This window comes from Hymenobacter puniceus (assembly GCF_014333525.1).
Classification (GTDB): domain Bacteria; phylum Bacteroidota; class Bacteroidia; order Cytophagales; family Hymenobacteraceae; genus Hymenobacter.
Genome location: NZ_JACSCX010000003.1, coordinates 339391 through 353938, shown reverse-complemented (window position 1 = coordinate 353938; position 14548 = coordinate 339391). Strand labels below are relative to the sequence as shown.

14 protein-coding genes are annotated in these 14548 nt (G+C 60.3%); 7 read left to right on the top strand and 7 right to left on the bottom strand.

What is annotated here, in order from left to right:
- Positions 1–12 precede the first annotated feature (12 nt).
- Positions 13–969, top strand: a complete 957-nt coding sequence (locus H8B14_RS10210; RefSeq protein ID WP_187315535.1) for a transketolase family protein — start codon at positions 13–15, stop codon at positions 967–969.
- Between the two features lie 106 nt (positions 970–1075).
- On the opposite strand, the gene H8B14_RS10205 is transcribed toward H8B14_RS10210, so the two are convergent.
- From H8B14_RS10205 to H8B14_RS10190, 4 genes are all read right to left on the bottom strand, one after another.
- Positions 1076–1507 carry a hypothetical protein gene (locus tag H8B14_RS10205; RefSeq protein ID WP_187315534.1) on the bottom strand — a complete coding sequence of 144 codons (432 nt, stop codon included), beginning with the start codon at positions 1505–1507 and terminating at the stop codon, positions 1076–1078.
- Entirely contained in the window at positions 1504–2862 is a 1359-nt protein-coding gene (locus H8B14_RS10200; protein ID WP_187315533.1) for a serine hydrolase domain-containing protein, read from the bottom strand. The genes H8B14_RS10205 and H8B14_RS10200 overlap by 4 nt, the downstream gene beginning before the upstream one ends.
- Before the next feature lie 234 nt (positions 2863–3096).
- A complete protein-coding gene (locus H8B14_RS10195) occupies positions 3097–3948 on the bottom strand; it encodes a class I SAM-dependent methyltransferase (RefSeq protein ID WP_187315532.1) in 852 nt (283 codons plus the stop codon).
- Between the two features lie 113 nt (positions 3949–4061).
- A complete protein-coding gene (locus H8B14_RS10190) occupies positions 4062–6350 on the bottom strand; it encodes a DUF5060 domain-containing protein (protein ID WP_187315531.1) in 2289 nt (762 codons plus the stop codon).
- 120 nt (positions 6351–6470) lie between these two features.
- Between H8B14_RS10190 and H8B14_RS10185 the strand changes: the two genes are divergently transcribed.
- The 5 genes from H8B14_RS10185 (at position 6471) to H8B14_RS10165 (ending at position 10344) form a co-directional block, all read left to right on the top strand.
- Positions 6471–7193, top strand: a complete 723-nt coding sequence (locus H8B14_RS10185; RefSeq protein ID WP_187315530.1) for a DUF481 domain-containing protein — start codon at positions 6471–6473, stop codon at positions 7191–7193.
- 109 nt (positions 7194–7302) lie between these two features.
- Positions 7303–7845 (top strand): RNA polymerase sigma factor, encoded by a 543-nt coding sequence (locus H8B14_RS10180; RefSeq protein ID WP_187315529.1) that lies wholly within the window; start codon positions 7303–7305, stop codon positions 7843–7845.
- Positions 7846–8022: 177 nt separating this feature from the next.
- The gene (locus tag H8B14_RS10175; RefSeq protein WP_187315528.1) at positions 8023–8484 is read left to right on the top strand and encodes a hypothetical protein; all 462 of its coding nucleotides are present in this window, start codon (positions 8023–8025) and stop codon (positions 8482–8484) included.
- 33 nt (positions 8485–8517) lie between these two features.
- Positions 8518–8997: a hypothetical protein gene (locus H8B14_RS10170; RefSeq protein WP_187315527.1), complete on the top strand. Its 480-nt coding sequence runs from the start codon at positions 8518–8520 to the stop codon at positions 8995–8997.
- Between the two features lie 159 nt (positions 8998–9156).
- A complete protein-coding gene (locus H8B14_RS10165; RefSeq protein WP_187315526.1) occupies positions 9157–10344 on the top strand; it encodes an aspartate aminotransferase family protein in 1188 nt (395 codons plus the stop codon).
- 196 nt (positions 10345–10540) lie between these two features.
- Here H8B14_RS10165 and H8B14_RS10160 read toward each other — a convergent pair whose 3' ends face one another.
- On the bottom strand, positions 10541–10966 hold the full coding sequence (locus H8B14_RS10160) for a tellurite resistance TerB family protein (RefSeq protein WP_187315525.1): 426 nt from the start codon (positions 10964–10966) through the stop codon (positions 10541–10543).
- Between the two features lie 257 nt (positions 10967–11223).
- On the opposite strand from H8B14_RS10160, the gene pfkA reads away from it, so the two are divergent.
- Positions 11224–12195 carry a 6-phosphofructokinase gene (gene pfkA / locus H8B14_RS10155; RefSeq protein ID WP_187315524.1) on the top strand — a complete coding sequence of 324 codons (972 nt, stop codon included), beginning with the start codon at positions 11224–11226 and terminating at the stop codon, positions 12193–12195.
- A 172-nt stretch (positions 12196–12367) separates the two neighbouring features.
- Here pfkA and miaA read toward each other — a convergent pair whose 3' ends face one another.
- Entirely contained in the window at positions 12368–13288 is a 921-nt protein-coding gene (gene miaA / locus H8B14_RS10150; protein WP_187315523.1) for a tRNA (adenosine(37)-N6)-dimethylallyltransferase MiaA, read from the bottom strand.
- Positions 13285–14427 carry a glycosyltransferase gene (locus tag H8B14_RS10145; RefSeq protein WP_187315522.1) on the bottom strand — a complete coding sequence of 381 codons (1143 nt, stop codon included), beginning with the start codon at positions 14425–14427 and terminating at the stop codon, positions 13285–13287. Before H8B14_RS10145 ends, miaA begins: the two co-directional genes overlap by 4 nt.
- Positions 14428–14548 lie beyond the last annotated feature (121 nt).

Here is a 14548-nt window from a genome sequence, read left to right as displayed (position 1 = left end):
AATATCCAACCCATGAAAGATTTCCCCTACACCGAATCGAAAGATACCCGCAGCGGCTTTGGGGCCGGCCTGCACGAGTTGGGCAAAACCAACCCCAACGTGGTAGCGCTGTGCGCTGACCTGATTGGCTCGCTCAAGATGGACGCCTTCGTGAAGGATTTCCCTGAGCGGTTTTTCCAGGTGGGCATTGCCGAAGCCAACATGATGGGGCTGGCCGCCGGCCTTACCATTGGCGGTAAAATCCCGTTCACGGGCACCTTCGCCAACTTCAGCACTGGCCGCGTCTACGACCAGATCCGGCAGAGCATTGCCTACTCGGGCAAGAATGTGAAGATCTGCGCTTCGCACGCTGGCCTCACGCTGGGCGAAGACGGTGCCACGCACCAGATTCTGGAAGACATCGGGCTGATGAAAATGCTGCCCCACATGACCGTCATCAACCCCTGTGACTACAACCAGACCAAAGCCGCCACGCTGGCCATTGCCGAGCACGAAGGCCCGGTGTATCTGCGTTTCGGCCGCCCCGTGGTGCCCAACTTCACGCCGGCCGACCAGGAGTTTGAAATTGGCAAAGGCATCGTACTGAATGAAGGCGCCGACGTAAGCATCTTCGCCACCGGCCACTTGGTGTGGAAGGCCATTTTGGCGGGCAAGCTGCTGGCCGAAAAAGGCATCAACGCTGAAATCATCAACATCCACACCATCAAGCCACTGGATGCGCAGCTGATTCTGGAGTCGGCGCGCAAGACGCGCTGCGTGGTGACGGCTGAGGAACACCAGATGAACGGCGGCCTCGGCGACTCCGTTGCCCAGTTGCTGGCCCGCGAGGAGCCGCTGCCGCTGGAAATGGTAGCCGTGAACGACTCGTTCGGGGAATCGGGCACGCCCGACCAGCTAATGGAGAAGTACGAGCTCAACGAAGCCGCCATTGTGCGTGCTGTGGAGAAGGTAATGGCGCGTCGGAAGTAAATCAGGCGCGCTTTTCCAACGCAAAAGCCCCCGCAGCCTAGTTGCTGCGGGGGCTTTTGCGTTGCTGCGTGTTGCTGCCCGGCGCGTGGCAGGTACCAGATAGTGCTTACTTTTTGCGGGTGTAGGGAATTGTTCGGCCATCAGACACCACGTTGAAACCCGTCGGGGCACCCTGGGAATCGAGGGTGAACTGCACGAGTACATCAGTGAATTCCTTGATGCGGAAGCTGTTGTTTTTATAGGCCACCAGATGTTGTACCGGTGCTGTGCCCAGCGTCAGCTCCTTGTTGGCAAACACCACGTTCATGGTAGAGCCGTTCAACTCGTAGGCGCCGGCCAGGGTCTGCAGAAAAGCCGCATCCAGCAGCCGGGCATCACCTTTCTTGACAAATACCACTTCCTTTTCGTCCATGCTGATGCGCGCCTCCCGGATGTCGCCCTGCGCATCGGCGCCGAAGGTGAACGACGAGGTACCGAGTATTTCGTCGTCGGCCGACATGAACCGGTCGTAATGGTAGTGCGTGAGTGGTAAGCTCATGTTGTTGTAGGAGAAGCGTAGTTGGTCAGCGCCTTCCTGGCTGATTTGCAGCACGCCATAGGCGGGGTCTTCGTGCGGCCCACGTAGTCGGCGAGCGGGTGCGAGGGCTTGGTGCCGGCCACCCGGTCGGTGGCGGGTTTGCGGCGGGCGGCGCGGGCCGTGGCCTTATTGAGGCGGTAATTTTTCAGGCTACGCTCGTTCCAAGCCGTGGCGGGTAGGTCCAGCATCCGGTCGTAGATGCTATTTACCAATACTTCCAGCATGGGGCGGGCGTGGGCGCCGTTCATAAACACAATCACGCCCACGCTGTCGGCCGGGAAAAAGGCCACCTGCGAGTACACCCCGCCGATGGAGCCCCCGTGGTAGGTGAGGTAGTGACCTTTGTAGCTGGAGGTGTAGCGCCCCATGCCGTACATGGCATTTACGTTCTCAAAATACTTGTCGGAAACGCCGGCTGACAGCGCGGCTGGCTGCATGGTGGCCCGGATAACTGCTTTCGGTATCACCACCTTGCCTTCAAATTTGCCGCCGTTCATCTGCGCAATCAGCCACTTCGACATGTCGTTGAGGTCGGACACGATAGCGCCGGCCGGGCCTACTCCCTGCTGACGGGTATAGAACGGAAACGGTGCCAGCGTGGTGGTGTCACGCTTTTCATAGTAAACGGTGAGAAAATCCGGCTGCTGCTGCATGGTTTCCGTGGAGAAACCAGTCCGGGTCATGCCCAGTGGCTGAAGGAACTTCGCTTGGATGTAGTTTCCCCAGGTTTGGCCAGAAAGCTGCTCCACAATGTGCCCGGCGGCGGCGTACATGAGGTTGTTGTAGAGGTAGCCCTGGCGCAGCGGCTGGCTGGGCTCCAGAAACCTGATGCGGTCAAACAGTTCCTGGCGGCTGAAATCAGAGTTGTACCAGCTGTTGTCGTGGCGGGAGAGGCCGGTGCGGTGCGAGAGCATGTCGCGGATGGTCACGCTGAAAGTCAACTCGTTGTTGTAGAATTGAATCTGGGGCACATACTTCTTGATTGGCTGGTCCCAATCCAGCTTGCCTTCTTCTACCAGCAAGCCCACGGCGCTGGCCGTGAAGAGTTTGGTATTCGAGGCAATCGGGAACAGGGTGCTGGCCGTCACGGGCTGCTTTTTCTCCAGATTACGGTATCCGTAGCCCTGGGCAAACACCAGCTTGTTTTTCACGACTACGGCCACGCCGCAACCAGGCACATTCCAGTCTTTCAAGAGCTGGTTCACGGTTTTGTCGAAGCCGGCGAGCCTCTTTTTAGCATCAAGCTTCTGGGCTTGTGCCTGAACGCCAACCAGAAAGGCCAATCCCAGTAGATAAACGTGTATGCGTACTTTCATAAAAAACGGTAGACAGGTGACACTCAACTTATGTCAAGCCACTAATGTATTTAAATATTTAAATTATTTGTTGGCATAGACATATTATATCACTCCTTAGTCTCCCTATTCAGGGCTTGCTTATGGACCGCGCCATCTTTAGCGGATCCACAACCACCGCCGAGTACCGAACTTAAGCTGAACGTATACTTACTGCAGCCACACTCAGTGCAACGTGCAGGCGCTTTGCCTGAACTATGGTTGTTTCTCGCCGCATACTACCAGCGCCCCATAGTCCAGAGCCGCTTGCTTGCCGGGATATTTCTGATCGACCAGCGCAAAAACATCGGCTTTAATCCGCTGGCAGGTGTCAGCGTCGGCTTTGCTCATAGCCCCCACTACCGGAGCGGCTACGTCGTTCATGAAATTCCAATAGTTGTCGTTGGAGCCGCAATTCAGCTGGCCGGTGATTGTCTTTTCCGTGACGTTGCGCAGGCCGGCTTGCCGGAACAAGTCGGCCATGGTGCCGGTGGCGGCGCAGCGGAACATGCCTGGGGCACCCGGGGCGGGTGGGGCCAGCTGCATGTGCTGGCTGATGGTGCCCATAATGGTCGTAATCCAGGCATTTTTATCGGGCGTGCCCCACACTGCGGTGGCTATTCGCCCGCCCGGCTTCAGCACCCGCACCATCTCCTGCGCGGCCAAGGCCATGTCAGGGAAAAACATAAAGCCAAACCGACAGCTCACGGCATCGAACGTTTCATCGTCGAAAGGCAGCTCGCACACGTCGCAGGCAACAGTTTCGTAGTTGCGGATGCCTTTGCGAGCAGCGTTGTCGCGGGCCACGGCCAGCATCTGCTCGGCCAGATCGGTGATAACCACTTTGCCATGCGGAACCAGCGGTGCCATCGTCAGGCCAGGCTCGCCAGTGCCGGCGGCCACGTCCAGCACCACATCCGTATCGTGCAGGCGCAGGCAGGTGACTATCTCCTCACCCATGGGCCGCAGCCAGTCCATGGTGAAGTTGTCCCACTTTCGCCAACCTGCCGAAAACCGATTCCAGGTGTCTTTCTGCTGTTCCCGAATCTGCTCTAGGTGTGCTTCCATGCGCGTGCAGGGTTAAGTGAAACCAATCCTATTGCGTCTCTTCAAGCTAGGAAATAGAAGGATGCGGCGGTATCACATAAGCATGTACCCAGGCAAGGCACCTGGGCCGGCAGCTAGCGGCGGTGAGGAGTGGCCCGGGATGCCGGCTTGCGCACGGCCGGCTGGGTAGCCGTCTTTTTAGCGGCGGGTTTGGCAGGTGCTTTCGGAGTAACGCTGGGCACAGCATCCGGCAGCCAGGTAGCCCAGAAGCCATAATCGGGCGCGAAAGGCGGCTGGCCCAGGGGGCGCAGAGGCGGTACCGTGAACGTGAGCTGGCCGCTGGCATCGGTGCGGACCTCGGTGGTAAACTGCGCAATGCGCCCACCCTGCGCCGTTTTACCACCACTGCTAAGGGCGTAGAACGGATAGGTGCTGAAAAACTCCAGGCGGTAACGACCGGGGCGCGCCATGCCCGGCAAGCGCACGGTCTGGCCTACCAGAGCCGGCACGCTGGCGCGGGTGCTGGGCTGGTTGTCGTTGTAGCGCAGGCAGCTGGTATCCGTGAACGAGCCGGCCTGGTGGGGCAGCTGATACCAGTAGCTGGCGCGGTTATGCACCCAGCCCAGCACCCGCGCCGAACTGCGCAACGCAAATACTTCCAGACGAGTGTCCGAAGTGAAGGCCCCGCCGGGCTCCAGCGAAACGGTGTCCTTGTCGGGGTTGCCGGCGGCCCACACCGGCACGCAGTTACCGGGCGTGGTAGGCGTGTGCGGCGTGTCTTTGGGGCCGGCCGTGCCGGGGCAGGCGCTGGCCAGCACCTCGTAGTCTTCGCTGAAGATAGGACTACCGGCCAGAAACAGCTGCAACGGCTTGAAATAGTAGTACTGCCCACCATAGCAGAGCCCGAACACCTGGTTGGCCCACCAGTACAGCGCCGCGCCGCCCGAGCCGTTGAACGCCGACGACCAGAGCGTGTTGTGCATCTCAATCAGGTCGTGGTAGCGGATGCCGGGCGGGTAGCGCGCCGCTGTGAAGTTGGAACTGCCGTACCAGCACTGCTTTTCGATGCCCAGTCCAAACTCGGCCAACTGGTAGGGCTTGCCGGGGAAATGCACCGCTGCCCGCCGGGCCAGGTAGGCGCGCTGGTGCTCCACATTCAGGTCGGAGCTGTAGTAGTGGTCCTGCACGAAATCCAGCTCCGGGGCCTGGTAGAGCGGCCGGCCATCAGGGCCCAGATAGTCGGCGCTGAAGGCGTAGCCCAGGGAGCTGGTGTAGAGGTACTGCGGGGCCAGGGCGCGGGCGTAGGCTATCATCTCGCGCACCCAGCTACCCACACGGGCCGAGTTGCCGGGGTTCCAGAAGTTGTCGGCGCTGCCCCCGAACAGGTCGGCTTCGTTCATCATTTCCAGCCCGAATATGGCTGGCGAATAGCCCCAGCGGGCCACCACGTAGCGAATTCGCTGCCGGAACAGCTGCCGGCTCACGGAGTCGGTGAAAAAGCGGATGGGCGGTGCGTCCGGCCCCAGCAACTGCCGGTACGGGTGCCGCTGCCAGGCTTGGCCGACCTCCCCGTTGTCGGCAATATCCGTGACCGAGGACAGCGCAATCTGCAGGTATACGCGGCGGCGGGCGGCCTGCTCCACCAGCACGTCGAGGTCGTAGGCGCGGTTTTGGCGGGTGTCGTAGCGGCCGGCGGGGCCATCGGAGCCTTCGGGGCTGAACTGGCCGGGCATCAGCATCAGCCGGGCGAAGTTGCCGCCGTTGTCAGCTATTTTGCTGATTCCGTCGCGCACATCCTGGTACGACAGGCGGGTGTAGCGCTCCTCCACCCCGTTATTGACCACGTTCATGCCCAGCGGAAAAAACACGCGGCCATCGGCAAAAGCAAAGTTGCGGCCGTTGGGGTGCACCCGCACAAAGCCGGGGTTTTCGGCGGCGGCCACCGTGAAATAGGTGGGCGCACTCACGGTGCTGGAATCGTGGTGGCGCACCAACAGGCGGTAGCTCCAGCGGCCGGCCTCAGGCGGCGCAAACCGGATGCGCCAGGGCAGGCGCGTGGCGATGGGCACCAGGTAGCGTGGATCTTCGGGGCAGGTGGTGCAGTAGGTGCAGGTGTCGGTGGCGCTCTGGCGCGGAAACGGGGCGCAGGTGGTGCAGCGCCGGAAGTCCTGGTACCAGAAGCCTACCGCCCGGTGCACCACCCCGCTGGGGCTGGTAAACTCCGCGCCCACCGTTATTTCGGCGGGGTCGTAGGGGTTTCGCACCGGAGCCGTGGCCAGCGCCAAGCCCAGCTCCAGCTTCTGCAGCCGCGCCGGCGGCGCCGTGCCCACGCGGCGATGCTCGGTGATACGTAGGGCCAGAGCGGGCTCGATTATCAGGCTACTTAATAATACAACCAGGATAAAATGCAGGAGTAGCTTCATAGACACGGACGGCGGCTGTATGTTTGGAGCCGCAAGCAAAACGGGAAGAAACGGGTTTTTCCGCGGTTTTGTGGTTTGCTGGCTGTGTTATTTCCCTTGCTTATGCGCCTATCTTTCCTCTTGCTCCTGCTTGTTACCCTGCTGCCAACCCACCGGACCCAGGCCCAAAACCAGCAGCAGCCCGACACCACGCTCATCGTTTACAACACTCAGCTAACAGGCGCCTACAGCCGGGGTGGCGTAAACCGCACGCTGCTGTCCACCATCCAGAACCTCACGTTCACACGCGGCCAGCATTTCGGCCTGCCCCTGACGGGCAGCTTCATCTTTGGCCGGCAAGACAAACGTCTGAAAGAACGGGAGTTGCTGCTCAACGCCACACCTTATTACTACAAAGGCCGGTTCCGGGCCTACGCCCTCGGCGGGTTCGAGCAAAGCAACCTGCGCGGCATTACCAGCCGGACGCAGCTGGGCGCCGGCCCGGGCTGGGCCTTCTACTCCGACACGCTAGGCCGCGAAGTGTCGGTGAGCAACCTCGTTATCCGGGAGCAAACCAACTTTCTGGATGGCCGCCGCCAGGTAACAGCCCGCAACTCGGCCCGCCTGAAAGTGGCCTGGTCGGTGCGGATCCTCACGCTGAACTCCACCACGTTCTACCAGCCTTCCCTGGATAATTTCAACGACTACCGCTTCAGCAACCTCACCACCGCCGCCCTCAAGCTCACGCGCCAGCTGGCGGTCAGCTTCTCCTACAATTACTCGTTTGAGAGTGAGTTCAGCGAGGGCAAAGTCCCGGAAAACACCAATGTCACGGTCGGCCTGTCGTATACCACGCGGCGGTAGCCAAGGAAGCCGGCCGGTTTCTTTTCTTTCGATGATTAAACCCAAGCCGACGCCACTACTCTAACCGGCCAACTCCTCGCTCTCCGCCGCGCCTAACCCCTTCTTCTGTTTGGAAGACCAGGACATCCTCCGCAAGTTCGCAGATCCGGCTTCCCGCAACGTGGCCTTCAACCAGCTGGTGCGCAAGTACCAGACCAAGGTGTACTGGCACGTGCGCAAGATGGTTATCGACCACGACGATGCCGACGACCTCACGCAGGACGTGTTTGTGAAGGTGTGGAAGCACTTGGAGAATTTCCGGCAGGACGCCTCGCTCTACACCTGGCTCTACCGGATTGCCACCAACGAGTGCCTCAATTTCCTGCAAAGCAAGCGCCGCAAGTTCTTTTTGCCCATCCACGACGTAGCCGCTGAACTCACGGCCAAGGTGGAAGCCGACCCCGGCCTGGCCGGCGACGAAATCGAGCTGCGCCTGCAGAAAGCCATCCTCACGCTCCCCGACAAGCAACGCCTCGTGTTCAATCTGCGCTACTACGACGAAATGCCCTACGAGCAGATGGCCGAAGTGACGGGCACCAGCGTAGGCGCCCTGAAGGCCTCCTACCACCACGCCGCCAAGAAAATCGAAGCCTACATCACGAATGCTGAATGAGTTGATTGATGTTTGTTGATTGGTATTTGCTGATTGTTATTGGATGTTGATAGTTGGTTGTTGATGGTTGCAGGAAAAACAAGTACAACATATCACCCAGCCCTCAACCAACAGCAATCAACAATCAGCATTCAACCAACAGATTAAACCTTACCGCCTGAGCTGCTTCTAAGTGCTATGAAAACTCCTTTTCGTCTGGACAACTACCCGCGCCGGCCGCAGCCGCTGGCTCCGCCGCCGGACGGCTATTTCAATAAGCTGCCGATGCGCGTGATGCAGCGCGTGGAGTTGCGCACTTCAACCACTGGAACAGCGGCAGTACCAGGCTGGCTGGCCGCCCTTTCCGCACCATTGCGCACGGCTTTGGCTTCGGCGGTGGTGCTAGGGGGCTTTGCGGCATCGTTTCTGCTAAGTAGCCCTGGCGCGGTGCCGGCCACTTCGGCCGCCGTGGCGCTGGCCCGCGTGCCACACACCGAGTTGGTAGCATACCTGCTGGCCAACGAGCAGCGCGTGACCCTCACCGACCTGGCCGAGTTGCCCGCCACGACGCAGGCCCTGCCCGAAACCTACCTGCGGGCTTCTTCTGCCGAATTGCAGGATGTGCTGGATGCCCAGCCCACCGACGAAACCTATCTGTAACTAGCCTTGCTTTCTCTCCCGACTCTCACTTCCATGAATTATTTCTTCCGCACGCTGCTGCTGTGCCTGCTGGCCACTGGGCCAGCCATAGCCCAGCAGGGCGCCCGCCCGGGTGGCCGCCTAAGCCAGCTCGAAAACGCCAAAATTGCTTACCTCACCGAAAAAATAGTGCTTACCCAGGACCAGGCCCAGCGCTTCTGGCCCGTCTACAACGAATTCACGCAGAAGCGCCGCGACCTGAACCGCCGCATGCGCCAGCTCCGCACCGATGAGCCTGATGGCCTGTCTGATGCACAGATCAAGGACAACCTGACTCAGGTTCTGGCACTGCGTCAGCAGGAAGTAAACCTGGAGAAGGAATACCTCGACAAGTTTCAGAAGGTGCTCACCATTCGGCAGGTAGGCAAGCTTTTCGTGGCCGAGCGGCAGTTCACCCGAGACGTACTTAAGCGCGTAGCCGACCGGCGCGGCGGCCTCCCACCCGGCCCCGGCGGCCCCGGCCTCGACGACTAATAAAAAGGCTGCTTCGGCAGCCTTTTTTGTTGTAGAACGGCGTGGCACTCCGTTCTGCCGCGCAGCGGCAATGACTGTGCGCGGTACCCTCCTAAATACCTTGGCGCAGTGCGGTGTGCCGAAACGGAGTGCCACGCCGTTCTACTTTACCTTTGCCGTATGCTTACCACCCGCCAGCTTTTTCTGCGCCACCAGGCCCAAACTTCCGATTTTCCGCTGCTGCTGGAAATTGAGCGGGCCGAGGGCGTGTATATGTACGGCCCCGACGGCCGCCGCTACCTCGACCTGATTTCCGGCATCGGCGTGAGCAACGTCGGCCACCGCCACCCACGCGTCATCGAGGCCATCAAAAACCAGCTCGACAAGTACTTGCACCTGATGGTGTACGGCGAACTGGTGCAGGCACCACCCGCCCTGCTCGCTGAGGCCCTGCACGCCACCCTGCCCGCTCACCTCGACGCGGTATATTTCACCAACTCCGGCACCGAGGCCATTGAGGGCGCCCTGAAGCTGGCCAAGCGCCACACCGGCCGCACCGGCTTCATTAGCTGCCTGAACGCCTACCATGGCTCCACGCACGGCGCGCTCAGCATCACCGGCTCCGAGGGCTTCAAGAACTCCTACCGCCCGCTGCTGCCTGATGTGCAGCACTTCCGCTACAACCACTTAGAAGACCTGGCCCTGATAACCGAGCACACGGCCGCCGTCATTGTGGAAACGGTACAGGGCGAGGCCGGCGTGCGCGTGCCGGAGCCCGGCTACCTGTCTGCTTTGCGCCAGCGCTGCACCGAGGTGGGCGCCCTGCTGATTCTCGACGAAATTCAGTGTGGCTTTGGGCGCACCGGTACGCTCTGGGCCTTCGAGCAGTTCGGCATCACGCCCGATATTCTGGTATGCGCCAAAGGCATGGGCGGCGGCATGCCTATTGGGGCGTTCATTTCGTCGCAGGAAATCATGGCGGGCTTCAAGACCAACCCAATTCTGGGCCATTGCACCACGTTCGGTGGGCATCCGGTGTCGTGCGCGGCCTCGTTGGCGACGCTGCAGGCCATTCAGGAAGAGAATATGCTGGCCGGCGTGGCGAAAAAAGCGGCTCGTTTCCGGCGGCAGCTGGTGCACCCGGCCATTCGGGCAGTGCGCGGCTGCGGCCTGCTGATGGCCGTAGAATTCGATTCGTTTGAAGTTCTCAAGCCCATCATCGACCACGCCCTGGAGCACGAAAGCATCCTCACCGACTGGTTTCTGTTCTGCGACAATTCCCTGCGCCTGGCCCCACCACTCATCATCACCGACGCGCAAATCGACGAAGCCTGCGCCGCCCTGCTCCGGGCTATTGATCAGGCCTGACTGCTATTGCGAGGCCGGAGGCCGTGGCACCCAAAGGACAGCGCAGCTAATCCTTCTTCTAAAAGATGTGGGCCTTAATTATGCGACAAGCCCTCCGGCAGTAGGTTAGTAATCTACTGCCGGAGGGCTTTCCACTTAGGGTCGTTGGTTTCAGGGAGAGGACAGATTGCTTCGTCGTGCCTCCTCGCAATGACAGTTAATTCAACAACGCCTGGGTACCAGATTTAATACTATCCCGGTCCATGCCGTCTTTCACGCCCTGCGAAATCTGCTTGATCAGCAGCCCCACCGTTTCTTTGCGAAAGCCGAGTTTTTCGGCCATGATGGTGCAGAAGTCCATTTCGTTGTCGTCCACGATGCCATCGGCCAGCATCATGTCCACCATATCAAAAATCTGGTCGAAGCGCTCCGAATCGTTGTCGGGCACTACCATGCGGCTGTTGGCACTGTTAGCTACCAGCGTCCGGATTTCATCGGCCCGGATGCCATTTTTCTTGCCTACGGCCACAATAAAGCTCATCTCCCGCTCATCGATGTGGCCATCCGCCTTTGCCAGTGCCGCCAGGTTCTGGATATGGCTTTTGACTTTCCGGGTTTGCTCGTTTTCAAAAAAACCAAACATAGGTGGGGCGGCTTAGGGAGGGCAGACGGATACAAAAAGGCAAAGCCGCCCGGCCGGGGCGGCGTGTGGAAGTTACTAGGCTCAACACAGGTTTCCAACTTGTGGGCATACGCAGAGCGAAAAAAAACAGCCAGCCCGGCTGCACTAAATTTGCCTGCCCTTGCTAAATCAGAGTGGCATTTCGCTATTGATTTGCCACCTTTGCCCGTTCCGCCCTCCCGGGCAAGGCAGAACGGACATTTTTGATCAGTAGGACGATGAAGCGTATTGCAGTTTTCACCAGCGGCGGCGACGCACCGGGCATGAATGCCTGCATTCGGGCCGTGGTGCGCACGGCCGTTTACCACGGCATTGAGGTATATGGTATTATGCGTGGCTACAGCGGCATGATCAAGGGCGAATTTGTACGCCTCGACTCGGCCTCAGTAGCCAATACCATCCAGAAAGGCGGCACCATCCTTAAGTCGGCCCGCAGCCAGAAGTTCATGACTAAAGAAGGCCGCCAACAGGCTTTTGATCAGTTGGTCAACCATGGCATTGAAGGCCTGGTGGCCATTGGCGGCAACGGTACCTTCACGGGCGCCACGCTGTTCGAGCAGGAGTTCGGCATCCCGACTGTGGGCGCCCCCGGCACCATCGACAACGACCTGTTCGGCACCGACTACACCATCGGCTACGATACTGCCGTGAACACGGCCCTGGAAGCCATCGACAAGATTCGGGACACCGCCGACTCGCACGACCGTTGTTTTTTTGTGGAAGTGATGGGCCGCGACTCCGGCTACATTGCTATTCCGTGCGCCATCGGCGGCGGCGCCGAAATTGTGATGATTCCGGAAACCCAGATGAGCACCGAAGCCGTCATTGACTCGTTGCAAAGCAGCTGGCGGCGTTCCAAAACCTCGTTCATTGTGGTGGTGGCCGAAGGCGAAGAAGAAGGCAGCGCCCACACGGTGGCGCAGCGCGTGAAAGAAGCCATTCCGGAGCTCGACACCCGCGTAACCATTATTGGGCACATCCAGCGGGGCGGCGCCCCCTCCGCCGCCGACCGTATGCTGGCTTCCCAGATTGGTATTGCAGCTGTTGAGGGCCTGCTCAACGGCATGCGCAACGTCATGGCCGGCATCGTGGACCGCAAGCTGGTGTACACGCCCTTCACCGACACCATCAATAAAAAGAAGCTCATCAACCAGAGCTTCATGCGGATGGTGGAGATTCTGAGCGTGTAGCTGTCATTGCGAGCAGAGAGAAGCAATCCTTCCTCTCAGTACGCTAAGCGACCCTAAGCAAAAAGCCCTCTGACAATAGGTTAATAACCTACTGCCGGAGGGCTTACTGCTTAATTGACGCTCACCTTTGCAAAGGAACTGCGTCGTCGTGCCTCTTCATAATGAAGGCCGTTTACTCTCCCAGTTCCACCCACTGATATTCCGCGTCGCGGCGGAGCCAGGTGAGCTGGCGCTTGGCATAGTGGCGGGTGTTGCGCTTGAGCAGGCGTATGGCCTCTTCCCAGTCGTAGAGACCATCGAGGTAGCCGAATATTTCCTGATAGCCCACGGTTTGCAGCGCGTTGTGGTGGCGGAAGGGCAGCAAGCTCTCTACCTCCGTTAGCAGGCCGGCCGCCAGCATGTCATCTACGCGCTGGTTGATACGCGCATACAGCATTTCCCGCTCGCGGGTAAGGGCCGTTTTGAGAATGTGAAACGGCCGACTGGCAGCCGTGCGGCCGGTTTGGAAGCTGCTGAATGGCTGGCCGGTAGCGCGGCACACTTCCACGGCCCGCAGCACCCGCTGGTGGTTTTGCTTATCGATGCGGGCGTAAGCCACAGGGTCGAGACGGGCCAGCTCTTCTACCAACGGAGCGAGGCCAGTGGTAGCCAGTTCCTGCTGCAGTTGAGCGCGCAAGTCCGGATTGGAAGTTGGCAGCTCGTCGAGCCCATCAGTAAGAGCCTGCAGGTAGAGCCCCGAGCCACCGGTAAGCACCACTACCTGATGCCGCCGGAATAGCTCCGCCAGCACCTGCAACCCCTCCACTTCGAAACGGCCGGCACTGTACTCCTCCGTGATGCTGTGCGAATCAATGAAATGGTGCGGTACGCCCTGCATTTCGGCAGGTGTGGGCTTGGCCGTACCGATGCTCATCTCCCGGAAAAACTGCCGCGAGTCGGCCGATACGATTTCGGTCTGGAAATGCTGGGCCAGCTGCACGCTGAGGGCCGTTTTGCCGACGGCGGTGGGGCCGGCTACCACTACCAGCGTGGGCCCGGGTGTGGCCGCCAGCTGCTCCTCCACGGTGGCTATCAGAGTAAGAAGTACGCTCATGCGGAAACAGGGTGTGGGGGGCCAACCAGCGCGGCATACAGCGCCAGCAGCCGGGTTTCTTCGCGCTGCCAGCTAAGCTGCGGGCGGGCCAGCCGGCAATTTTCGGCCAACTGCTGGTAGCGGATGGCCTCACCGCCCGGCAGCAAACGGTTGAGGGCCGCGGCCAAGGTGGCAGGCTGCAGATCAGGTACCAGCTCAGCCACGTCGTATTGGTCATTGAGGGCGCGGTATTCGGGGAAGTCGGTTACCACCTGCGGAATGCCGGCGTGCAGGTAATCGAAGAACTTATTGGCCAGCGAATAGTAATAGCTCAGGCCCCGGTTTTCAAGCAGGTTGAGGCCAACTGTAGCGTGACGCGTGATTTCCCGCAGCTCATCGGGCAGCACGAAGCCCCGAAACTCCACCTGCCCGCTTTGTGTGACACCCAACGCCGCAGCCTGCGCCCGCAACGCTGCTGACAGGTCGCCTTCGCCACAAATCACCAAACGGCCCGCCACGCTCGGCATAGCCGCCAGCAGCTGCTCCAGTCCGCGCCCGGCATTGAGGGCCCCTTGGTAGAGAATGTAGCCCCCCTCGGGCGCCGCAACCGGCGCGGGCGGCAGCGGCGTAGTTTCCAGCCGGCTGATGTTGCGAATCACCTCGAACGGGCGGCCGTAGCGGCTCTCAAACAGCCGCGCCAGCGCCGGCCCCACGGTGTAGGCCAACGCCGCACGCGGCACCACAAAACGCTCTACGGCGCGCCACAACCGTTGCACGCTAGGACGCGCCACCACTTCGGGCACTTCCGTGAATAATTCGTGGGCATCATATACCAGCGGCTGCCCCACCAGGCGCGCCCGCAGCCACACGGGCAGCGCCGTATCCAGGTCGATGGCGCACCAGGCGGCGGCGCGCTGGCTTAGCAGATACCAGAACAGCCGCAGGTTGAACTCTAAGTAAAACAGCTTGCCGCGCTGGTAGCAGCAGCGCAGCCGGTGCTGCTGGTAGGGCTGCGGCGTCAGGGGCCGCGAAGTGCTCCACTCCCGCCCTACCAGCAACACCTCGTAGCCGGCCTGCGCCAGCGAGCCACAGATACGCTGCATCCGCTGGTCGTAGTTCAAATCAGTCGTGACGGTGAAAATCAGGCGCGGTGCAGCCATAGAGCAAAGCGCAAAACCCGGCCGGTAAAGGCTGCGGGCAAAAAGCGCAGGGGTTTGGGATATTTTCGTCAAATTTAACGGTTAAACCTGGCCCCGGCGGTAGTTTCTCGTTGCCGCCGAA

Excerpts from the sequence above, each read along its gene's own strand:
- H8B14_RS10210 (WP_187315535.1), top strand. The coding sequence starts at position 13 with ATGAAAGATTTCCCCTACACCGAATCGAAAGATACCCGCAGCGGCTTT.
- H8B14_RS10205 (WP_187315534.1), bottom strand. The coding sequence starts at position 1,507 with ATGAGCTTACCACTCACGCACTACCATTACGACCGGTTCATGTCGGCC.
- H8B14_RS10200 (WP_187315533.1), bottom strand. The coding sequence starts at position 2,862 with ATGAAAGTACGCATACACGTTTATCTACTGGGATTGGCCTTTCTGGTT.
- H8B14_RS10195 (WP_187315532.1), bottom strand. The coding sequence starts at position 3,948 with ATGGAAGCACACCTAGAGCAGATTCGGGAACAGCAGAAAGACACCTGG.
- H8B14_RS10190 (WP_187315531.1), bottom strand. The coding sequence starts at position 6,350 with ATGAAGCTACTCCTGCATTTTATCCTGGTTGTATTATTAAGTAGCCTG.
- H8B14_RS10175 (WP_187315528.1), top strand. The coding sequence starts at position 8,023 with ATGAAAACTCCTTTTCGTCTGGACAACTACCCGCGCCGGCCGCAGCCG.
- H8B14_RS10170 (WP_187315527.1), top strand. The coding sequence starts at position 8,518 with ATGAATTATTTCTTCCGCACGCTGCTGCTGTGCCTGCTGGCCACTGGG.
- H8B14_RS10165 (WP_187315526.1), top strand. The coding sequence starts at position 9,157 with ATGCTTACCACCCGCCAGCTTTTTCTGCGCCACCAGGCCCAAACTTCC.
- H8B14_RS10160 (WP_187315525.1), bottom strand. The coding sequence starts at position 10,966 with ATGTTTGGTTTTTTTGAAAACGAGCAAACCCGGAAAGTCAAAAGCCAT.
- pfkA (WP_187315524.1), top strand. The coding sequence starts at position 11,224 with ATGAAGCGTATTGCAGTTTTCACCAGCGGCGGCGACGCACCGGGCATG.
- miaA (WP_187315523.1), bottom strand. The coding sequence starts at position 13,288 with ATGAGCGTACTTCTTACTCTGATAGCCACCGTGGAGGAGCAGCTGGCG.
- H8B14_RS10145 (WP_187315522.1), bottom strand. The coding sequence starts at position 14,427 with ATGGCTGCACCGCGCCTGATTTTCACCGTCACGACTGATTTGAACTAC.